The following is a 19,617-nucleotide window of genomic DNA, read 5'->3' as shown; positions in this document are numbered from 1 at the left end:
ACACGTATGTGCTGGCCCTGCCGATGGCCGAAGGCCCGCAGGTGCTCGCGCTGCTCGTGTTCATCGGCGGCATCAGCGCGGGCACCAGCATGATCATCGTCGAGACGGTCGCGCTCAGCACCATGGTGTCCAACTCACTGGTGATGCCGCTTCTGCTGCGCAGCAGGTCCCGGCTGGCGCACCGGGCCGACGTCGCCGGGCTGGTGCTGGGCATCCGCCGGGCGACAATCGTGCTGGTCCTGCTGCTCGGGTACGCCTACTTCCGGCTCGTCGGCGAGGGGCCGGCGCTGGGGTCGATCGGCACGGTGTCCTTCGCCGCCGTGGCACAGTTCGCGCCCGCGATCCTGGGCGGCCTGTTCTGGAAGGGCGGCACCCGCCGGGGCGCGCTGGTCGGCCTGGCAGCGGGGTTCGCGGTGTGGGCGTACACCCTGCTGCTGCCGATCATCACCGAGGCCGGGTTGCTGCCTGCCTCGTTCCTGCGTGACGGCCCGTTCGGCGTCGACTGGCTCCGGCCGCAGCACCTGTTCGGCCTGGAGGGAATGGACCCGGTCAGCCACGCGATGTTCTGGAGTGCGCTGCTGAACATCGGGGGGTACGTCACGGTCTCGCTCGCCGCCAGGCCCTCCAGCGCCGAGCGGTTGCAGGCCCGGCAGTTCGTCGACGTCCTCGCGGAGCCTGCCAGGGAGCGGCGCTGGCAGATCCGTGCCACGGTCGGCGAACTGCAGGCGCTGCTGGAGCGCTTCCTCGGGCCGGAGGGCGCCCAGCGAGCGTTGCGCTCCTACGCCGGGGGGACCCCCGGCCAACCGTCGGCCGAAGCGAGCCCGGAGCTGGTCCATCACGTGGAATCCCAGCTCGCCGGTTCGGTGGGCGCGGCATCCGCGCGGCTCGCGGTCGCCGCGGTGGTCGGAGAGGAGCGGGTCGGCACCGATGACGTCATGGAGATGCTCGGCGAGGCGTCGGAGAAAGTCGAGGCGGCCCGCAGACGCCTCGCGTTGCTCTACGACGCGACAGGGGGCATCGGCACCACCCTCGATGTGACGCGTACGGCCGAGGAGCTGACGCAGGTCGCGGTTGCGCGCTTCGCCGACTACGTCACCGTCGACCTGGCCGAGGCCGTGCTGCACGGGGACGAACCAGGCGTCGGCGCCAGCACGACATTGCGGCGCATCGCCCTCAGCGGAATCCACGATGCCCCTCCCCTCTTCCCCGCGGGCACGATCATCCCTTTCGTTCCATCCGGGCCCCAGGCCAGGAGCTTCGAGAGCGGACAGCCCGTCCTCGTACCCCGGCTGGCGGAGGCCCCGGGGTGGCAGGCGATCGACCCCGAGCGTGCCGCCAGGGTCATCGACTACGGGATCCACTCGCTGATCACGGCACCCCTGCGCGCTCGCGGGGTGCTGCTCGGCGTGGTGATCTTCTGGCGCTCCGAGAAACCCGAGCCCTTCGAGGACGACGACATCTCCCTGGCGGCCGAACTGGCCGCACGGGCCGCCGTCTCCCTCGACAACGCCCGCCGCTACACCCGCGAGCACGGCATGGCCGTGACGCTGCAACGCAGCCTGCTGCCCCGTGCGCTGCCCGAACAGAACGCCGTCGAGGTCGCCTCCCGCTATCTGCCCGCACAGGCCGGGGTCGGCGGCGACTGGTTCGACGTCATCCCGCTTCCCGGCGCCCGCGTCGCGCTGGTCATGGGCGATGTCGTCGGACACGGGCTGTACGCCGCGGCCACCATGGGACGCCTGCGCACAGCCGTGCACAACTTCTCCGCCCTCGACCTTCCCCCCGGCGAACTCCTCGGCCACCTCGACGAGTTGGTCGCCCTCATCGACCAGGACGCCGTCGGCGCGGACAACGAACCCGGCATCACCGGCGCCACCTGCCTCTACGCGATCTACGACCCGGTCTCCCGCACCTGCGCCATCGCCAGAGCCGGCCACCCCACCCCCGCCCTCGTACACCCCGACGGCACCGTGGACTTCCCCGACGTACCCCCCGGACCGCCCCTCGGCATCGGCGGACTGCCCTTCGAATCCGCCGAGTGGCAACTGCCCGCCGGCAGCAGGCTCGTCCTGTTCACCGACGGCCTGGTCGAGCGTCGCGACCAGGACATCGACACCGGGCTCCGGCTGCTGCGCGACACCCTCGCGCACGCGGACCCCTCGCCCGAACGGATCTGTGACGCCGTGCTCGGCGCCCTCCTCCCCGACCGCCAGAGCGACGACATCGCCCTGCTCGTCGCCCGCACCCGGGCGCTGGCGGCCGACCAGGTCGCCGAGTGGGATCTGGAGGCCGACCCCGCCAAGGTCGCGGCAGTACGTGCGGCGGTCTCCGCGCGGCTCACGGAGTGGGGACTGGAGGAACAGGGCTTCACCACGGAGCTGATCCTCAGCGAACTGATCACCAACGCCATCCGCCACGCCATCGGGCCCATCAATGTGCGGATCATCCGCGACCGTACGCTCATCTGCGAGGTCTCCGACCACAGCAGCACCTCCCCGCATCTGCGCTACGCGGCCACCATGGACGAGGGCGGACGCGGCCTCTTCCTCGTCGCGCAGATCGCCGAACGCTGGGGAACGCGCTACACCGAGGACGGCAAGGTCATCTGGGCCGAGCAGACAACGCCGGGCACACCCGGCAGCTGACCCGCCGTTGTCCGTTCCGTCGGCCTCGCCGGAGCCGGTGGGCGGTCAGCGTGTGCGCGGCGGGCAGAACTCGGCCTGCTGCAGCCGGGTTTCGGCCCGGCGGGTGGGGGCGTGGTCGGTGTTGACGCGGTAGGTGAGGACGTGGGCGCCGTCGGGTGTGCCGAGCGCGCGGACGTAACTGCCGTTGATGGTGCCGTTGTGACCCCACAGGGTCGCCCCGCACGGCAGCCGGACGGGGAAGAGGCCGAGGCCGTAACGCCCGCCGGTGGCCGTGGTGTCCCGCATCTGCCGCAGCTGCCCGGGCGTCAACAGCGCCCCGCCCAGCAGGGCGTGGAGGAAGCGGTTCAGGTCGCCGAGCGTGGAGACCGCCTCGCCCGCGGCGCCGGCGCTCGACGGGTCGAGGCGGGTCACGTCGGCGATGCCGTCCTCACGGGAGGCGCCGCGCCTGCGGCCGCTTCCCGCGCTGCGCTCGCCGTGCCGATCGCGCTCGCCGTGCCGGTCGTGTGCGGCGTGCCCTTCGTGTGCGGCGTGCCCTTCGTGTGTGTCGTGCCGTTCGTGTACGCCGTGGGGGTCGGTCGCGCCGTGGCGGTGGCGCTCGCCGTGGCGGTCGCGCTCGCCGTGCCCTTCGTGTACGCCGGGTCCGACGGGTGAGCCGCGCCGGACGCTGCCGTCCCCCGGCGTCGAGTACGCCCTTCCGTGCGGGTCCGGCAGATCGGCCCGCCTCCCGGGGAAGGAGGTGCCTTCCAGGCGCAGCGGTCGCAGCACACGGCGCTCGATCTCCGCGGCGTACGGGCGGCCCGTCACCCGCTCGACGATCAGCCCCAGCAGGATGTAGTCGGTGTTGGAGTAGCCGTAGTCCGTGCCCGGCGGGAAGGGTGGCGGGTGCCGCAGGGCGATGCGCACCAGCTCGCGGGGCGTGTGCGCCTGCGTGTGGTGCGCGCGGAAGCCGCGGCCGAAGAGCCGTGCGGCGAGCCGCGGATCCTCGGTGTAGTTGAACAGGCCGCTGGTATGGGCGAGGAGCTGGCGCACGGTGATGCGCCGGCCGTCGTTTCCGCGGCCGCGCACCAGGCCGGGCAGATGGTCCTCGACGCGGTCGGTCAGCCGGAGACGGCCCTCTCCGGCCAGTTGCAGCACGACCGTGGCGACGAATGTCTTGGTGAGGCTCCCCGCCCGGAAGCGGTCGCCCTCCCGCATCCGGCGCCGGCTCCGCAGATCCGAGACACCGGCCGTACCGAACCACGGTGTGTGCCCTTGCGTACGGGACAGGGCCGCCGCGCCCGGCGCACCGCCCGCCGCCACCAGCTGCTGCACAGCGGCCCGAACGCCCGGCCGGGTGCTCTCCGCCCGCGCCGCCGTGGCCCCGCCCGGCACCGCGCAGCCGCCCGCCAGCACCGCCAGGGACAGCCCAACGGACAGTGCGGCGGCGGCCGTTCGGTACGCGGTGCGCTCGGTCATCGTCGTCGGTCCCGGCCTCGTTCCGGTTGTCGTTCGGGGTGCCCGCACAGCGGACGTTCCCTTGCCTGCATAGCGGACGGTAGTGGACCGCTCTGCGCCCGTCACCACGGGTCCCGAAGGTGGCGCATACCCAGGACCCGCACTTCGAGCACCCCCTCGCATGAGGGAGAATGGGGGCTCTGCCGGGGCCGGTCGCGCGAGTCGGATTCACGAAGCGCCATGCAACGCCATGGGTCGCCTTGAACCACAGCCAACTCGGCGCCATCGTGGATTGATTGCAGCGCTGAGGGGATGCATGTCGGAGGCGGAGCAGACGCAGGGCAGCACAGGACGCCTCCTCGCCGGACGCTACCGGCTGGGAGAGGTCCTCGGCCGCGGTGGAATGGGCACGGTCTGGCGGGCCGAGGACGAGACGCTCGGCAGGACCGTGGCGATCAAGGAGCTGCGTTTCTCGTCGAATGTCGACGAGGACGAGAAGCAGCGCCTCATCACCCGTACGCTGCGCGAGGCCAAGGCCATCGCGCGGATCCGCAGCAAGGGCGCGGTCACCGTCTACGACGTGGTCGACGAGGACGACCGGCCCTGGATCGTCATGGAGCTGATCGAGGGCAACTCCCTCGCCGAGGTGATCCGGGAGACCGGCAGCCTCACCCCGCACCGCGCCGCCGAGGTGGGGCTGGAGATCCTGGACGTGCTGCGTTCGGCGCACCGCGAGGGCATCCTGCACCGCGATGTGAAGCCGTCCAACGTGCTGATCGCGGAGGACGGGCGCGTCGTGCTCACCGACTTCGGCATCGCCCAGGTCGAGGGAGACCCGTCGGTCACCTCCACCGGCATGCTCGTCGGAGCGCCGTCGTACATCTCGCCGGAGCGCGCCCGCGGTCACAAGCCGGGCCCGCCCGCGGACCTGTGGTCTCTCGGCGGCCTGCTCTACGCCTGCGTCGAGGGCGTGCCGCCGTACGACAAGAGCTCCGCGCTGGCCACGCTCACCGCCGTCATGACCGAGCCCTTGGACCCGCCGAAGAACGCGGGCCCGCTGGAGGAGGTCATCTACGGGCTGCTGGCCAAGGACCCGGACCAGCGACTTGACGACGCGGGGGCGCGGGCGCTGCTGACGGACGCCCTGAGCGCGCCGGAGGACCAGGGGCCCGAGCCGCCGAACGGTGAGCGGACGCGGATGATCCCGATGCCGGCGGACCCGGACCGGGTCCCGAAGTCCGAGCGGGCGGCGGCGAAGGCGGCGAAGCCGGCCCGGACGGCGAAGTCCGCCAAGGGGGCCGCACCGGCGAAGCCGGCGAAGACACCGGCGGCTTCGGAGAGGGCCGCGGAGGGGGCCGAGCGGGGCGGGGCGAAGCCCGCGCGTACGACCGAGCCCGAGGCCAGGACGACCGCGATGGCGGCGGACGCGTCGCCCGACGCGGGGCAGGACGCGCCGTCCGCTGGGGCACGCGGCGAGATCGAGCAGCGTCTGCGTAACGCGCTGGCTGCCGTGCGCAACGCAGCCAGGCCCGCGGCCGCGCCCGCACCCCCTCACGGCGAGGTGGAGCGGAAGCAGCCCGCCTCCGCCCCCCTCACGGACGTCTTCTCACGGCGGACGCTGGTGATCGTGGCCGTGATGGCTGCTCTCGTCGTCCTCGGCACGATCCTGGCCCTCGCCTTCCGTGACGGCGGCGACAACGGTGCCAAGGGCGGCACGTCCGGCGGGGACAAGGCGGCCTCCGCCGGCAGCGATGGCGGCAAGGACAAGCCGGAGTCCCGGGAGGGCGGTCAGGGGGAGGAGTCGCGGCCCGGGACGGTCAAGGGCGAGCAGCCGAAGCCGGGTTCGGACCCGGGCTCGGACTCCGGCTCCGGTCCGGGTTCCGGAGGCGGGTCGAACCCGGGCCGGGGCAAGACGGAGTTGCCGGACGACTACGAGAAGGTCTCCGACTCCCGGTTCCACTTCACGATGGCGCTCCCGGAGGACTGGAAGCGCACGGGCGTCGCGGGCCGGAACTCCGGCGGGATATACAGCGAGTCCGGGGGATTCCCGCGGGTCCAGATCGACTTCAGCCCGAACCCCACGTCCGACGCTCTCGCCGCGTGGAAGAGCCTGGAGCCCGCGGTGCGCAGCAACTCCTCCGGCTACCGCCTGATCAGCCTCAAGAAGGCCGAGTACCGGGACTATCCGACGGTGGCCGACTGGATCTTCGAGCGGAACCAGAACGGGCAGCGGGTACGCGTCCTCGACCGCGGCTTCAAGGTGGATGCCGACCACGGCTACTCCATCATGATCACCTGTCGGGCCGACGCATGGGACGACGAGGAGTGCTCCACGCTCCGCGACACGGCATTCGCCACCTTCCGTCCCAAGGACTGACCAGTTCACGCCTCGGGCACGTATCGTGAGATCTCGCGAACCGTACGCAGCCACAACCGGCCGGAATATGACCGGATTTGACGGTTAGACGGGACAGCGTGGTTGCTGTGTGAGAGGTGTGGACAGCGCGCTCCGGGGAGGCGTCGTGGACGACTATGCGGGTCGGGTGCTCGCCGATCGCTACCGCCTGCCCCTGCCGACAGCCGACTCGTACGAACTCCTGGAGACGGTCGCGTTCGACACGTACAGCGGCCAGGAGGTGCTGGTCCGTCGGATACCCCTGCCGGAGGTCGTCGATGCCGAAGTCGTCGGCGCCGACGTGCCGGAGGGCCATTCCTACGGCGCCCCATCCCCGGAGCACGGCGACGACCCGCGCCGCCCGGCGGACCCCGTCGTACGGCGCGCGATCGACGCCGCGACGGCGGCCGCGGCTCTGCCCGACCACCCCGGCCTGGACCAGGTCTTCGACGTGTTCGCCGAGGGCGGCAGCCTGTGGGTGGTGAGCGAGCGGGTGGCCTCGCGGCCCCTGGTGGCCCTGCTCGCGCGGAAGCCGATGTCGCCCCACCGCGCGGCCGAGGTGGCAGCGGACATCCTCACCGCGCTGCGCGCACTGCACGCCCACGGGTGGACCCACCGCAACATCACGGGCCGTACCGTCCTCGTCTGCGAGGACGGCCGCGCCATGCTCACCGGCCTCGCGGCGGGCGCGGCGGAGGAGGCGCTCTGCGGTTATGACCCGGTGCCGCGCTCCGGCAGCCAGCGGCGGGACGTGGCGGAGGCGCCGGTCGGCGCGGGCGGGGAAGACGGCGACGGCGGCCGGGGTGGGGCCGCCGGTCGGGGCGGTGCGCCCCGGACCGGCACGAGCGGCCGGAGCGGGGACAGTCGGGTCCGGGGAGAGGGCGGGCACGGTCACGGCGCTGCGGGCGCCCGGTCCGCGCGCCCCGGAGCGATCGCCGCCTACCGGGCAGGAGCCCGTGCGGCTGCCGGAAGGGTTCAGGCGAACGTCCACGTCGAGAGGGACTCCGGGAGTGTCCCTGTGGAGAGGGACATCGACAGGGGCGTCGAGGGGGGCGGCGGAGGGGGCGCCTGCGGGCTTCCCGCCCCGCGCCGGAGCCAGGCGCCCGGTGCCGACGTCACCCAGGGCCGGGCCCCTTGGGAGCGCACCGCCGCCGATCAGCCTCTTCCCTCCGGATATCTGCCTTACGAGCCCCGGCCGGGCTCGCCCGCCGCACTCCCCGCGGCCGACCCTCACCGAGACCGTGACGAGCGCCGGGCGTCCGGCGGCCTCCCCGCGCCGCGCACCGGTCAGGGCATGGAGTCCGCACGCGGACGGGACCTGGAAAACGCGCGCGAACATGCCCGCCCCGCCCTCCCCGGACCGTACGGCGATGCTGTTCCCTACGGCGACGCCGATTCGTTTGGCGACGCTGTTCCGTACGGCGACGCTGATTCGTTTGGCGACGCTGTTCCGTACGGCGACGCGCGCTCGCTCCGCCCCCCGGAGGCGCCGGACCGCGCACCGCTGCCCGCGCCCCGCGCCGGACACGCCGCCGTCGAACCGTCCGCCGAACCGTCCATCGAGCCGTCCATCGAGCCGTCCGATGAAGGGGCCGACGCGCCCTGGGACGAAGCCGCCGGCACGGACGCGCCCTGGGGCGACCCTGAGGACGGCCCCGGGGGAGACGGACACCGCGGCCCCCTCACACAGCTCGCTGCCGAACGCGCCCGCCAGGCCCGCCTGGTGCTCGTCGGCCCCGTCACCGAGCGCTGGGCACCCGAACAGGCGGGACCGGTCCACGGCAACTGGCGGCTCGCACCGCCCGTCGGCCCCGCCACCGACCTCTGGGCCCTCGGCGCCCTGCTCTTCCGCGCTGTGCAGGGCCACGCGCCCTACCCCGAGGACAGCGCGGCCGAACTCGTCGACATGGTCTGCTCCGAGCCGCCCGCCTACGCCGAGGAGTGCGGCCCGCTGCGCCCCGTCGTCGAGTCGCTGCTCCGCCAGGACCCCACCGAGCGACCGGACTTCGAAGAACTGCGCGGCTGGCTGCGTTCGCTCGTACGGTCCGCGCCCGAGCCGGACCTCGGCCGCCGGACCGTCACCGTGCCCTCCCTCGACGGCGCCGCGCCCGCCGACCCGCGCCGCCTCCCGGTCGTGCGGCGCCGCGGCGAACTGGTGCGCAGACGCCGGGTGTCCGCGTCCCCCGCCGCCCACGGCCGTCACAAGCGCGCCCGGGAGAAGCGCGTCCGCGGGCAGGGGGCGGACGGCGCGCCCAGCCCGCGCCGTCTCGGCCGTACCCTCGTCGGCCTGGTCCTGCTCGCGCTGGTTGCCGCCGTCGCGTACGCCGTGCTGTTCATGCCGCGCGCGGACGAGAGCGGGGGCCGGGACCGTACGGGTCCGGCGGGCACGGGGACGTCCCGGCCGGGCCCGGGCGACGGGGCCTCGCACGGGTCGCAGGAGCCGCAGTCCACGGAACCGGCCGGGCTCCCCGAGGGATTCGCGGTCCGCCGGGACCCCGCGGGGTTCGCGCTCGCCGTCGACGAGACGTGGGAGCGGCGCGGGGAGAACTCCCGCGGCCAGATCCGTTATCTGGGCGGTGACTTCGAGATGATCGTGGTCCCGGGCCGCGACTCCGTCGACGACTTCGGCGGCGACCCGATGACCTACCAGCAGGACAAAGAGCGGGAGTTGGAGCCGTTCAGGGACTCCCAGTGGTCCTCGGCGTCCGGTCTGCGCCGTATCGATGTCGGCGGGACGGCGATGGCCGAGGGCACCTTCGACTGGAAGGACAGCAGCGGCCGGAAGGTCCACGCCCGCAATCTCGCGATGATCGTCGAGGGGCGCTACCACCTCGTCCTCGTCATGGGCCCGGCGGACGAGCGGGACGCGGTCGCGGAGTTCTACCAGCAGGCCGCCGACACCTACCGCCCCACAGACTGACCCCGTTCGACCTCCCGCCCGGCCGACCTCATTTCGGCGCCCGGCGCCCCCTCGTACGCTCGGTCGCCACCTCACAGCGCCCTCGCAACCGCACCCGCCGTTCCCCGCGTGTCTTTCGCGGACAAGAGCACCGCCGTACACCTAGAATCGAACTCATGTACTACTGGGAGCGTCCGACACACGAGCCGTCGTGCGAGGCCACCGAAGTCCCGGGCCGTACGGAACCGGGCGGGGAGGAGGTGCGCACCGATGTGTACGCACCGGGATACGAGCCCGCCGCGTGGATCCGGGCCGACGGGAAGTGGCGGTTCGGCGTCATCCGGGCCCGCCATCGCTATGCCGACGGCGTGACCGAGCTGCACGTCGAACTCGCCATCGGCATGGACCGGTTCAGGCGCGTGTACCGATGGCCGCAGCCCGGCATCCTCCCCGCTCACCCTGGCCGGCGGCTGACCCGCGGCCGGACCGGTGCGCATGCGGCCGTACGGCGTGGCTGACCGCGTACGGGCCGGCGCACCCGGCCCTACGCCTTGTGTCCGCACGCCTTGTGTCCGCACGCCTTGTGTCCGCACGCCTTGTGTCCGCACGCCTGGTGTCCGCACGCTGCTCACGCCTCGCTTGCGAACACCTCGCGTTCGTACGCCTCGAGTTCGGCAGTGACTCCGCACAAGCCGCCTCCGTTCGACCCGCGTCCGTTCGACCCGCGTTCGGCAGTCGCCCCGCAGGCGCCGCCTCCGTACGGCTGGGGGCGTGCGGAACTGCACGGATCCGCCGCACCGTTCAACCCGTGATCACCCACATGCCCGAGGCGCTGTCCCGGCCCGGGGGCCTGTGGGGCAGGATGTGACCATGGGGAGCTTCCGGGGCGAGGGTGACCGCCTCATCGCCGGGCGGTATCGGCTGGGCGCGCGCCTGGGGCGTGGCGGTATGGGGACCGTGTGGCGGGCCACTGACGAAGTCCTCGGCCGCGAGGTCGCGGTCAAGGAACTCCGTGTGGAGGAGGGGCTTCCGGAGGCCGAGGCCCGAAGCCGGCGGGAGCGGACCTTCCTGGAGGCCCGCACGGTCGCGCAGCTCGCGCACCCCGGCGTGATCGTCGTACACGACGTCGTCGAGCAGGACGACCGGCCGTGGATCGTGATGGAACTCATCGACGGCCGTTCCCTGTCCGACCAGTTGGCCGCCGAAGGGCCCGTGCCGCCGCGTGAGGCCGCGCGGATCGGCCGGGAACTGCTCGGCGCTCTCCGCGCCGCGCACGCCCACGGTGTGCTCCATCGCGACCTCAAGCCCGCGAACGTCCTGATGGAGGCGTCCACGGGGCGCGTGGTGCTGTCCGACTTCGGGATTGCGCAGATCACCGGCGGCACCACCATCACCGAGACCGGCTCCTTCGTCGGCACGCCCGAATACACCGCTCCGGAGCGGATGTCCGACGGCCGTACGGGCCCCGAGTCGGACCTGTGGTCGCTCGGCGCCCTGCTGTGCACCGCGATCAACGGCACGTCCCCCTTTCACCGGGACTCGCTGGGCGGCGTGCTGCACGCGGTCGTGACGGACGACATCCATCCGCCCGAGTCGGCCCGCCCCCTGCTGCCCCTCGTACGGGGCCTGCTGGAGCGCGACCCCGACCGGCGGCTGGACGCGGAGGGCGCCGAGCTCCTGCTGGAGGAGTACCTGCGGACGGGCCGTATGCCGGAGGCGCCGCGCGGACACGGGTTAGCCCAGCGCTTCGCCGAGGGCGCGCCGGCATTTCTGCGGTGGTCGTCGTGGAAGCGGCGGTCCTCGTCATCACCGGCCCGCGCGCGTACGGCCGTTGCGGCCCTGCTGCTGCTCGCGTCGGCGGTGAGCGCTGGGGTGGCGGCGGTGGCGATCCTGCTGGACAGCACCGACGACGCCAGGCCGCCCGGCGGGTCGACGGCGACCCGGCCGCCCACCGCGCACTCGTCCCCGGAGAGTCCCACGGCATCCCCGACGGTGACTGTCACCTCGACGCGCACCGCCACGCGTACTCCGGACCCGGGGGAGAACCCGGTACCGCGCGGCTACCGCCGGGCTTCCGATCCCGCCGGATTCTCCCTCGCAGTGCCGGGCGGTTTCACGCGGTCCGTCGAGTCGCCGCGCATCTTCTACAGCGACCGTGACAAGGTCTTCCGGATCGGCATCCACGTCCAGGGCAAGGAGCCCGGAGGACCACTGGCGGTGATGCGGGACGCGCACGCCGAGGGGCCGAAGCGGTACGAGGGGTACCGGGACGCGCGCGTCACGGCGACCACGCACGACGGACACCGGGCCGCCCTCTGGGAGTTCACGTGGAACGGCACCGCCGCCGACGGCGGACCGCGGCAGACGTTCGACCTGAGCTGGGAGGAGGGCGGGAAGATGTACGACCTGTGGATCTCGGCCCCCGTAGGCGAACGCGCCACCGCGCGGCGGCACTTCGACACCGCCGTCGAGACGATCGAGGTGGGCAGGCCCGAGTCCTGAGGGCAGGGTCACGGTGCTGCATACGAAGCCGGGTGAAGACTCGGCCTCGCGCCCAGGGTTCGGCCGCGGCCGCTTTCGGAGGGTCGCCAGGGCGGTCAGGGGCCTTTGCGAGAATGCGGCAAACCAATCAGGCATTCAGGGCTTTTCGGACTCCTGCCAGTCATCACTGGCGCGATTGTGGACGACCGGTGAAAACGAGTTACCGACGGGTACCCAAAGCGTGCGTCCCGGCATACTCTCTGCCGCATGACGGACACGCAGGACACCGCAGCGCACGCCACGGGCAACCCGGTCTTCACCGCCCCCGAGGGCACCCGTAGAGCCGCCGACGTGGTCACGCCCGAGCTGGTCGCCCGGCTCACGCGCGGCGTCGTCGGCTCCGGCAGCACCGCCAACCACACGCCCTTCACCGGGGAGAAGCTGGCGGACCTGCCCGAGTCCACGCCCGAGGACGTGGCCACCGCGTTCGCGCGGGCCCGCGAGGCCCAGAAGAGCTGGGCCGCCACGCCCGCCCGGCAACGCGCCGCCGTCCTGCTCCGCTTCCACGACCTGGTACTCGCGCGCCAGACCGAGGTCCTCGACCTCATCCAGCTGGAGACCGGCAAGGCCCGCCTGCACGCCCATGAGGAGGTGCAGGCGGTCGCCAGCGCCTCCCGCCACTACGGGCGCAGGGCCCCGGCGTACCTGCGGCCCAAGCGGCACACCGGTGCCGTGCCGGTGCTCACCAAGGCGACCGAGCTCCGCCAGCCGCGCGGTGTCGTGGGCCAGATCGCGCCCTGGAACTATCCGTTCGAGCTGTCCGTCGGAGATGCGCTGCCCGCCTTCGCCGCCGGCAACGCGGTCGTCATGAAGCCCGACACCGAGACCTCGCTCACCGCTCTGTGGGCCCGCGAGCAGATGATCGAGGCCGGGCTCCCGGCAGGGGTGTGGCAGGTCGTACTCGGCGAGGGCCCGGTCATCGGCCCCGCCGTCGTCCAGCACGCCGACTACGTCTCCTTCACCGGATCGACGCGTACGGGCCGCGAGGTCGCCCAGGGCGCGGCCGCCCGGCTGGTGGGCTGCTCTCTGGAACTCGGTGGAAAGAACGCCATGCTGGTCCTGCACGACGCCGACATCGAGAAGGCGGCGGCGGGCGCGATCAGGGGCTGCTTCTCCTCCGCCGGTCAGCTCTGCATCTCCATCGAGCGGCTCTACGTCCACGAGTCGGTCGCCGACGCCTTCGTCGAGCGGTTCGCCGCCCGCACCCGGGCGCTGCGCCTCGGCTCGGCCCTCGCCTACGGCGCCGACATGGGGTCGCTGGTCTCGGACCGCCAGCTCGAGACGATCACCCGGCATGTCGAGGAGGCCGTCGAGAAGGGCGCCAAGGTCGTCGCGGGCGGCCGCCACCGCCCCGACGTGGGCCCGCTCTTCTACGAGCCGACCATCCTCGACGGCGTCGAGGCTCCCATGGCCGTGTGCGCGGAGGAGACCTTCGGCCCGCTCGTCTCGATCTACCGCTTCACCGACGAGGACGACGCCATCGCGCTCGCCAACGCCACCCCGTACGGTCTCAACGCCAGCGTCTGGACCAAGGACGGGCGCCGCGGCCGGGCCGTGGCTGCGCGGCTGCGCTCCGGCACCGTCAACGTCAACGAGTCCTACGCCGCCGCATACGGCAGCGTGCAGGCCCCGATGGGCGGCATGGGTGACTCCGGCCTCGGCCGCCGCCACGGCTCCGAGGGCATCCTCAAGTACACGGAGGCCCAGACCGTCGCGCACCAGCGGGTCATGCCGCTCGCCCCGTCGTTCGGCATGGACGACGCCCAGTACACGCAGTTCATGAGCCGGGCCCTGAGGGCCATGAAGGTGTTCCGGCTGCGCTGACCCCCGACCCCGGCCGCAGCCGGCCGGACAACCCCGCCCCGCCGAACCGAGATCCAGAGCGCTGCCCCCACACGGCGCCGACCAGCACGCTCTACGGAGGTACAAGTGTCACGGGACGAGTCTTCCCACGACTACGACGTCATCGTCGTCGGTTCAGGTTTCGGCGGGTCGGTGTCCGCCCTGCGCCTGAGCGAGAAGGGCTACAAGGTCGGCGTCCTGGAAGCGGGCCGGAAGTGGACCAGGGACACCCTGCCCAAGAACTCCTGGGACGTGAAGAACTTCCTCTGGGCACCACCGCTCGGCCTCTACGGCATCCAGCGCATCCACCTGCTCAACAACGTCATGATCCTCGCGGGCGCCGGGGTCGGCGGCGGCTCGCTCAACTACGCCAACACCCTCTACGTACCGCCCAAGGCGTTCTTCGAGGACCAGCAGTGGGGGCACATCACCGACTGGCACGAGGAGCTGAAGCCCTTCTACGACCAGGCCCAGCGCATGCTCGGCGTGCGGCTCAACCCCACCGTCACCCCTTCCGACGTCCATCTCAAGGCGACGGCCGAGCGCATGGGCGTCGGTGACAGCTTCCATCTGGCCCCCGTCGGCGTCTTCTTCGGTGACGGCAAGGACGGCGACGGCACGGCGAAGGCGAAGCCGGGCGAGGAGGTCGCGGACCCGTTCTTCGGCGGCGCGGGGCCCTCCCGGCGTGCCTGCACCGAGTGCGGCGAGTGCATGACCGGCTGCCGCCACGGCGCGAAGAACACGCTGAACGAGAACTACCTCCACCTCGCCCAGAAAGCCGGGGCAGTCGTCCACCCGATGACGACCGTGACCGCCATAGCCGAGGACGGCGCGGGCGGCTACCTGGTGTCCACGGTGCCGACCGACAAGAAGCGCTCGGCGAAGCCGGTGACGCTCCGCGCCCAGCAGGTCGTCGTCGCCGCCGGCACCTACGGCACGCAGACGCTGCTGCACACCATGCGCGACAAGGGCCTGCTGCCCCGGATCTCGGAGAAGCTCGGGCATCTGACCCGGACCAACTCCGAGGCCCTGGTGGGCGCGATGACCGACAGCCGCCGCTACCGCAGGAAGCACGGCGGCCAGGAGCGCGTCGACTTCACGCGCGGCGTGGCGATCACCTCATCGATCCACCCCGACGACAACACCCACATCGAGCCGGTCCGTTACGGCAAGGGCTCGAACGCGATGGGCGCGATGTCCGTCCTCCAGGTCCCGTACGGCAGCCGGGCGCCGCGCGTCCTGGCGTGGCTGGCGAACTGCGCCCGCCACCCGTTGCTGACCGTTCGGATGCTGTCCAACCGCCGTTGGTCCGAGCGCACCATCATCGGGCTGGTCATGCAGACCTTGGACAACTCGCTGACCACGTACCGGAAAGAGAAGGGGATCGGCAAGGGGCTGCTGACCGCACGACAGGGCCATGGTGCGCCCAACCCCAACCAGATCCCCGAGGCCACGAAGGCCGCGAGCATCCTGGCCGAGGAGATCAACGGCTACCCGGGCAGCAACGTCGGTGAGCTGATGGGCACTCCGCTCACCGCCCACTTCCTCGGCGGCTGCCCGATCGGCGAGGACGCCGACCACGGCGTCATCGACCCGTACCACCGGCTGTACGGATACCCCGGCATCCATGTCGTCGACGGTTCGGCGGTCTCCGCGAACCTGGGCGTCAACCCGTCGCTGACGATCACGGCGCAGGCCGAGCGCGCGATGTCGCTGTGGCCCAACAAGGGCGAGGTGGACGCACGTCCGGAGCAGGGCGTGGCGTACACCCGGCTGACGGCGGTTCCGCCCAAGGTCCCGGTGGTGCCGGAGAACGCCTTCGGCGCACTGAAGCTGCCGGTCCTGCCTGTGCCCGTGGTGCCGAAGAAGTCGTCCTGACCCAACTCGTCCTGACCCAGCGCGCCCTGTCCCAACACGCAGCAACCGGCAGGCGAGGTCGTCCGATGACGAATACGGGCCACATGAAGAAGGGGCCGCACTTTCCGTGCGGCCCCTTCTTCCCCGTACGGGATCCCGTACGGGAATCCGGTCAGGAGAGCGCCGCGCCGCCCGCGGCCCTGCGGCGGCGGACGATGATGAAGGCCCCGGCGCCCACGACCATCGCGGTACCGCCAAGCGCGGCGACAGCCGGCAGGGCGGACGACGAACCGGTCTCGGCCAGGGCGCCCTCGATCTTCTTCACGTCACCGGTCGGCTTCACGTCGACCGGGTTCCTGCCACCCTGGGGCTCGGCGTCGTTCACGTCACCGGGCTCGACGGTGCCGGCGGCCAGCACCTCGAACTCGTACCAGCTCTCGTCGAGGTAGCAGTCGTCCTCGTCGGTGTAGACACCGAAGGCGATGCCGACGGCCGAACCGGCCGGGGCCTTGGCACCGATGCTCAGACGCAGCTTCAGCGAGAGCTTCTCGCCGGCGTCGACGTCCAGCCAGCCGCCGATCGAACCGCCGTCGGAGAGGTCGCTGGACCACTTCTCCCCGTCGAAGTACTGGAGTTCGGCGAACTTCGACATCGTGTCGGACGCCCCGTCGCTCGCCAGGTCGTCCTTGTAGACGACGGAGGCGCCGATCACGACGCTCTCCAGGTCGTCGCCCCCGCTGTTGTCCAGGTGGAGCGTGAACTCCTTCCACCCCGAGCCCGCGACCACCTTGCCGGGGAAGCCCCGCAGGCGCGCGGTGAAGTCGGCCGCCCTGCACTCGTCCTCGGGCTCGTCCGTCGCCGACGGGGTCGGCTCGGGGGAGGTGGAGGCGGAGCCCGAGGAGGCGGGGGCGGAGGGGCTGGACGCCGGGGAGGACTCGCTCTCCGACGGCTCGGTCACCGGGTCGCTCTCGCTCTCCGACGGGTCACCGGCCGGGGTGCTCTCGCTCTCCGCGGGATCGGGCGTCGCGGTGTCGTCCGCGGTCGGGGACGCGGAGGGGTCGTCGGTCGCGTACGCGGCGGGCGCGGCGAGCAGGGCGGTGGGGACGATGACAGCCGTCGCGGCAGCGGTCGCCAAGGCGCGGCGGATCTTCATGAGACCTCTTCAGGGTCCGAGGTGCTGCGAGCGCAGCACAGCATCTGGAGGCCGTCGCGGTGGGGGAGCGCGGTATGGCCGTGCGTTTGCAGATACGAGACCCGTCGGGGGTGCGAAAGGTTGTGCGACGCATGAAGAGGGTCGCGCGTGACCTGTGTCACTGGCGTGACATGAATGGGTGAAGGGGGAGGAGAGAAAAGCGGTGAAGGAGGAGGCGAGGAAACGGCGAAGGGGAGAGGGAATCTGCGAGGGACGAGGAGAGGGACTGCGAAGGGGGGAGAGGAGACGGCCGGTCCCGGCGTCCCGGGAACCGGCCGTCTTCATGGGCCGTGACCGGACTGCTGTCCCCTGCTGACCGGTCACGCACCGGAGCGCGGGTCCCACGACGCGCACCGCGTCACGCGCTCCAGCGATTCCGCCCTGTTGCTGAGGGGCGCCCGATCGAACGAGGGCGGAGCCACGCGTGGAATTCTGCGACCGCCCCTGGCTGGCACGGACACCGGGACCAACGAAGCGATTCCGGAGTCGGTCACGGGCCGTACGGGTGACGGCCCATGACCGTACGAGGCGGCGCAGGGCGGCCCGCTACGCCCGCCCCCGGCACAGCTCCAGCAGCGTCATGGCCAGCGCCGTCCCCGGCTTGCCGAGCTGGTCCCTGTAGTGGGTGAGGATCTCCATCTCGCGGGAGAGGCTGACCCGGCGGCAGCCGGAGGCGGTTCTGGTCCGCTGGATGACCGCCGAGACGGCCATCCGTTCCTGGATGAGGCCGATGATCCTTCCGTCCAGGTCGTCGATCCGTACGCGGGCGCCGGTGATCCCGGCGGCCGCCTCTTCGGTACGGGCACCGGTGTCGGCAGCGCCCGCGGCGCGGTCGGCGGTGGGGATGCTCATGTCCGTGTCTCCTGTGGTCGGGGCGGCGGCCACGGGCCGACGGTCACGGGCCCGGCACACGAGAGGCGCCCCGGGCCTGTCGGCCCGGGGCGCCTGGGAAGTCGCTTGTCAGTGGCTCAAGCGGCACGACCATGGCAGCCGGACGGGCCGGGTGCCATAGGTAAAGACGAACGTCGTGCGCCGAGACATGCGGAGCAGTATGGCGTGAGCGGTCTCCCCGGGCCAATCGGGGCCCGGATGATGAGACGCCCGAGCCGTCCGCGGGCGCGGGGGAGGGGCGGCGGAGCGGTCAGGCACCCCCGGTAGAATCGAGGGACACACCCCCGTTTCACCGCCGGAAGGCCGCCGAAGTGCCATCAGCGACCCCGCCCGCCGCTCCCGACGCCGACCACACTCCGGACTCCGTCCTGGTCGTCGACTTCGGCGCGCAGTACGCACAGCTCATCGCCCGTCGCGTCCGCGAGGCCCGGGTCTACAGCGAAATCGTCCCGCACACCATGTCCGTGCCGGAGATGCTCGCCAAGAAGCCCAAGGCGATCATCCTCTCCGGAGGCCCCGCGTCGGTCTACGCCGAGGGCGCCCCGCACCTGGGACCGGAGATCTTCGAGGCCGGAGTGCCCGTCTTCGGCATCTGCTACGGCTTTCAGGCCATGGCGCTAGCCCTCGGCGGCACGGTCGACAACACCGGCGGGCGTGAGTACGGCCGTACGCCGCTGACCGTCTCACGCCAGGGCTCGACGCTCTTCGAAGGCACCCCGGGCGAGCAGTCCGTGTGGATGTCGCACGGCGACGCCTGCTCGGCCGCGCCCGAGGGCTTCGCGGTCACCGCCACCACCGACGGCGCTCCCGTCGCCGCCATCGAGGACGACGAGCGAAGGCTCTACGGCGTCCAGTACCACCCAGAGGTCATGCACTCCACGCACGGCCAGCAGCTTCTGGAGCACTTCCTCTACCGCGGCGCAGGTCTGCAGCCGGACTGGACGACGCAGAGCGTGGTCGAGGAGTCGGTTGCCGCGATCCGCGCGCAGGTCGGCTCCAAGCGCGCGATCTGCGGACTGTCCGGCGGCGTGGACTCCGCGGTGGCCGCCGCCCTCGTCCAGAAGGCGATCGGGGACCAGCTCACCTGCGTGTACGTCGACCACGGCCTGATGCGCAAGGGCGAGTCCGAGCAGGTCGAGAAGGACTTCGTGGCCGCGACGGGCGTTCAGCTCAAGGTCGTCGACGCCGAGGCCCGGTTCCTCGACGCGCTCCGGGGCGTCTCCGACCCCGAGCAGAAGCGGAAGATCATCGGCCGGGAGTTCATCCGGGTCTTCGAGCAGGCCGCGAGCGAGATCGTCGCCGAGGCGGGCGCGCAGGGCGAGCAGGTCGAGTTCCTCGTCCAGGGCACCCTCTACCCCGACGTCGTCGAGTCCGGCGGGGGCACCGGCACCGCGAACATCAAGTCGCACCACAACGTCGGCGGCCTTCCCGAGGACCTTCAGTTCGGACTCGTCGAGCCGCTGCGCCGGCTGTTCAAGGACGAGGTCCGGATGGCCGGCCAGGAGCTCGGCCTGCCGGAGGAGATCGTCCAGCGCCAGCCGTTCCCCGGCCCCGGTCTCGGCATCCGCATCGTCGGCGAGGTCACCAAGGAGCGTCTGGACCTGCTGCGCGAGGCCGATGCCATCGCCCGCGAGGAGCTGACCGCGGCCGGGCTGGACCGCGAGATCTGGCAGTGCCCGGTGGTGCTGCTCGCGGACGTCCGCTCGGTCGGCGTCCAGGGCGACGGCCGCACGTACGGCCACCCGATCGTGCTGCGCCCGGTCTCGTCCGAGGACGCGATGACGGCCGACTGGTCACGCCTCCCGTACGAGGTGCTGGCCAAGATCTCGACGCGGATCACCAATGAGGTCGACGGGGTCAACCGCGTCGTCCTCGACGTGACGAGCAAGCCGCCGGGCACCATCGAGTGGGAGTGACCTCC

Annotated in this window: 10 protein-coding genes and 1 pseudogene; 8 read left to right on the top strand and 3 right to left on the bottom strand. The window is 72.1% G+C overall.

Features of this window, described 5'->3' with window-relative positions; translation table 11 throughout:
- Positions 1 to 962: 962 nt before the first annotated feature.
- Positions 963 to 2,645 (top strand): annotated as a pseudogene (locus AB0M26_RS11670) (SpoIIE family protein phosphatase); the annotation flags it as partial.
- A gap of 45 nt (positions 2,646 to 2,690) precedes the next feature.
- Here AB0M26_RS11670 and AB0M26_RS11665 read toward each other — a convergent pair.
- A complete protein-coding gene (locus AB0M26_RS11665) occupies positions 2,691 to 4,100 on the bottom strand; it encodes a serine hydrolase domain-containing protein (RefSeq protein ID WP_365258360.1) in 1,410 nt (469 codons plus the stop codon).
- Positions 4,101 to 4,395: 295 nt separating this feature from the next.
- On the opposite strand from AB0M26_RS11665, the gene AB0M26_RS11660 reads away from it, so the two are divergent.
- The 6 genes from AB0M26_RS11660 (at position 4,396) to AB0M26_RS11635 (ending at position 15,634) form a co-directional block, all read left to right on the top strand.
- Positions 4,396 to 6,456 (top strand): serine/threonine-protein kinase, encoded by a 2,061-nt coding sequence (locus tag AB0M26_RS11660; RefSeq protein ID WP_365258357.1) that lies wholly within the window; start codon positions 4,396 to 4,398, stop codon positions 6,454 to 6,456.
- 145 nt (positions 6,457 to 6,601) lie between these two features.
- Positions 6,602 to 9,394 carry a serine/threonine protein kinase gene (locus AB0M26_RS11655; protein WP_365258354.1) on the top strand — a complete coding sequence of 931 codons (2,793 nt, stop codon included), beginning with the start codon at positions 6,602 to 6,604 and terminating at the stop codon, positions 9,392 to 9,394.
- A 155-nt stretch (positions 9,395 to 9,549) separates the two neighbouring features.
- Entirely contained in the window at positions 9,550 to 9,891 is a 342-nt protein-coding gene (locus AB0M26_RS11650) for a hypothetical protein (RefSeq protein ID WP_365258351.1), read from the top strand.
- 352 nt (positions 9,892 to 10,243) lie between these two features.
- Positions 10,244 to 11,875: a protein kinase gene (locus tag AB0M26_RS11645; RefSeq protein WP_365258348.1), complete on the top strand. Its 1,632-nt coding sequence runs from the start codon at positions 10,244 to 10,246 to the stop codon at positions 11,873 to 11,875.
- A gap of 246 nt (positions 11,876 to 12,121) precedes the next feature.
- Positions 12,122 to 13,738, top strand: coding sequence for a succinic semialdehyde dehydrogenase (locus AB0M26_RS11640; protein ID WP_365258345.1), 1,617 nt, complete (start codon positions 12,122 to 12,124; stop codon positions 13,736 to 13,738).
- A gap of 105 nt (positions 13,739 to 13,843) precedes the next feature.
- Positions 13,844 to 15,634 (top strand): GMC family oxidoreductase, encoded by a 1,791-nt coding sequence (locus AB0M26_RS11635; protein WP_365258342.1) that lies wholly within the window; start codon positions 13,844 to 13,846, stop codon positions 15,632 to 15,634.
- A 151-nt stretch (positions 15,635 to 15,785) separates the two neighbouring features.
- On the opposite strand, the gene AB0M26_RS11630 is transcribed toward AB0M26_RS11635, so the two are convergent.
- A complete protein-coding gene (locus tag AB0M26_RS11630) occupies positions 15,786 to 16,766 on the bottom strand; it encodes an LPXTG cell wall anchor domain-containing protein (protein WP_365258340.1) in 981 nt (326 codons plus the stop codon).
- A gap of 585 nt (positions 16,767 to 17,351) precedes the next feature.
- Positions 17,352 to 17,657, bottom strand: coding sequence for a chorismate mutase (locus AB0M26_RS11625; RefSeq protein ID WP_365258337.1), 306 nt, complete (start codon positions 17,655 to 17,657; stop codon positions 17,352 to 17,354).
- Between the two features lie 350 nt (positions 17,658 to 18,007).
- Between AB0M26_RS11625 and guaA the strand changes: the two genes are divergently transcribed.
- Entirely contained in the window at positions 18,008 to 19,612 is a 1,605-nt protein-coding gene (gene guaA, locus AB0M26_RS11620) for a glutamine-hydrolyzing GMP synthase (RefSeq protein WP_365258334.1), read from the top strand.
- Positions 19,613 to 19,617 lie beyond the last annotated feature (5 nt).

Origin of the sequence: Streptomyces sp. NPDC051776 (assembly GCF_040681345.1) — a bacterium.
In the GTDB taxonomy this organism is placed as follows: domain Bacteria; phylum Actinomycetota; class Actinomycetes; order Streptomycetales; family Streptomycetaceae; genus Streptomyces.
Note: the sequence above shows the minus strand (reverse complement) of the source record. Positions and strands in the feature narration are given on the sequence as shown.

Excerpts from the sequence above, each read along its gene's own strand:
- AB0M26_RS11640 (WP_365258345.1), top strand. The coding sequence starts at position 12,122 with ATGACGGACACGCAGGACACCGCAGCGCACGCCACGGGCAACCCGGTC.
- AB0M26_RS11630 (WP_365258340.1), bottom strand. The coding sequence starts at position 16,766 with ATGAAGATCCGCCGCGCCTTGGCGACCGCTGCCGCGACGGCTGTCATC.
- AB0M26_RS11625 (WP_365258337.1), bottom strand. The coding sequence starts at position 17,657 with ATGAGCATCCCCACCGCCGACCGCGCCGCGGGCGCTGCCGACACCGGT.
- AB0M26_RS11660 (WP_365258357.1), top strand. The coding sequence starts at position 4,396 with ATGTCGGAGGCGGAGCAGACGCAGGGCAGCACAGGACGCCTCCTCGCC.
- AB0M26_RS11665 (WP_365258360.1), bottom strand. The coding sequence starts at position 4,100 with ATGACCGAGCGCACCGCGTACCGAACGGCCGCCGCCGCACTGTCCGTT.
- AB0M26_RS11645 (WP_365258348.1), top strand. The coding sequence starts at position 10,244 with ATGGGGAGCTTCCGGGGCGAGGGTGACCGCCTCATCGCCGGGCGGTAT.
- AB0M26_RS11650 (WP_365258351.1), top strand. The coding sequence starts at position 9,550 with ATGTACTACTGGGAGCGTCCGACACACGAGCCGTCGTGCGAGGCCACC.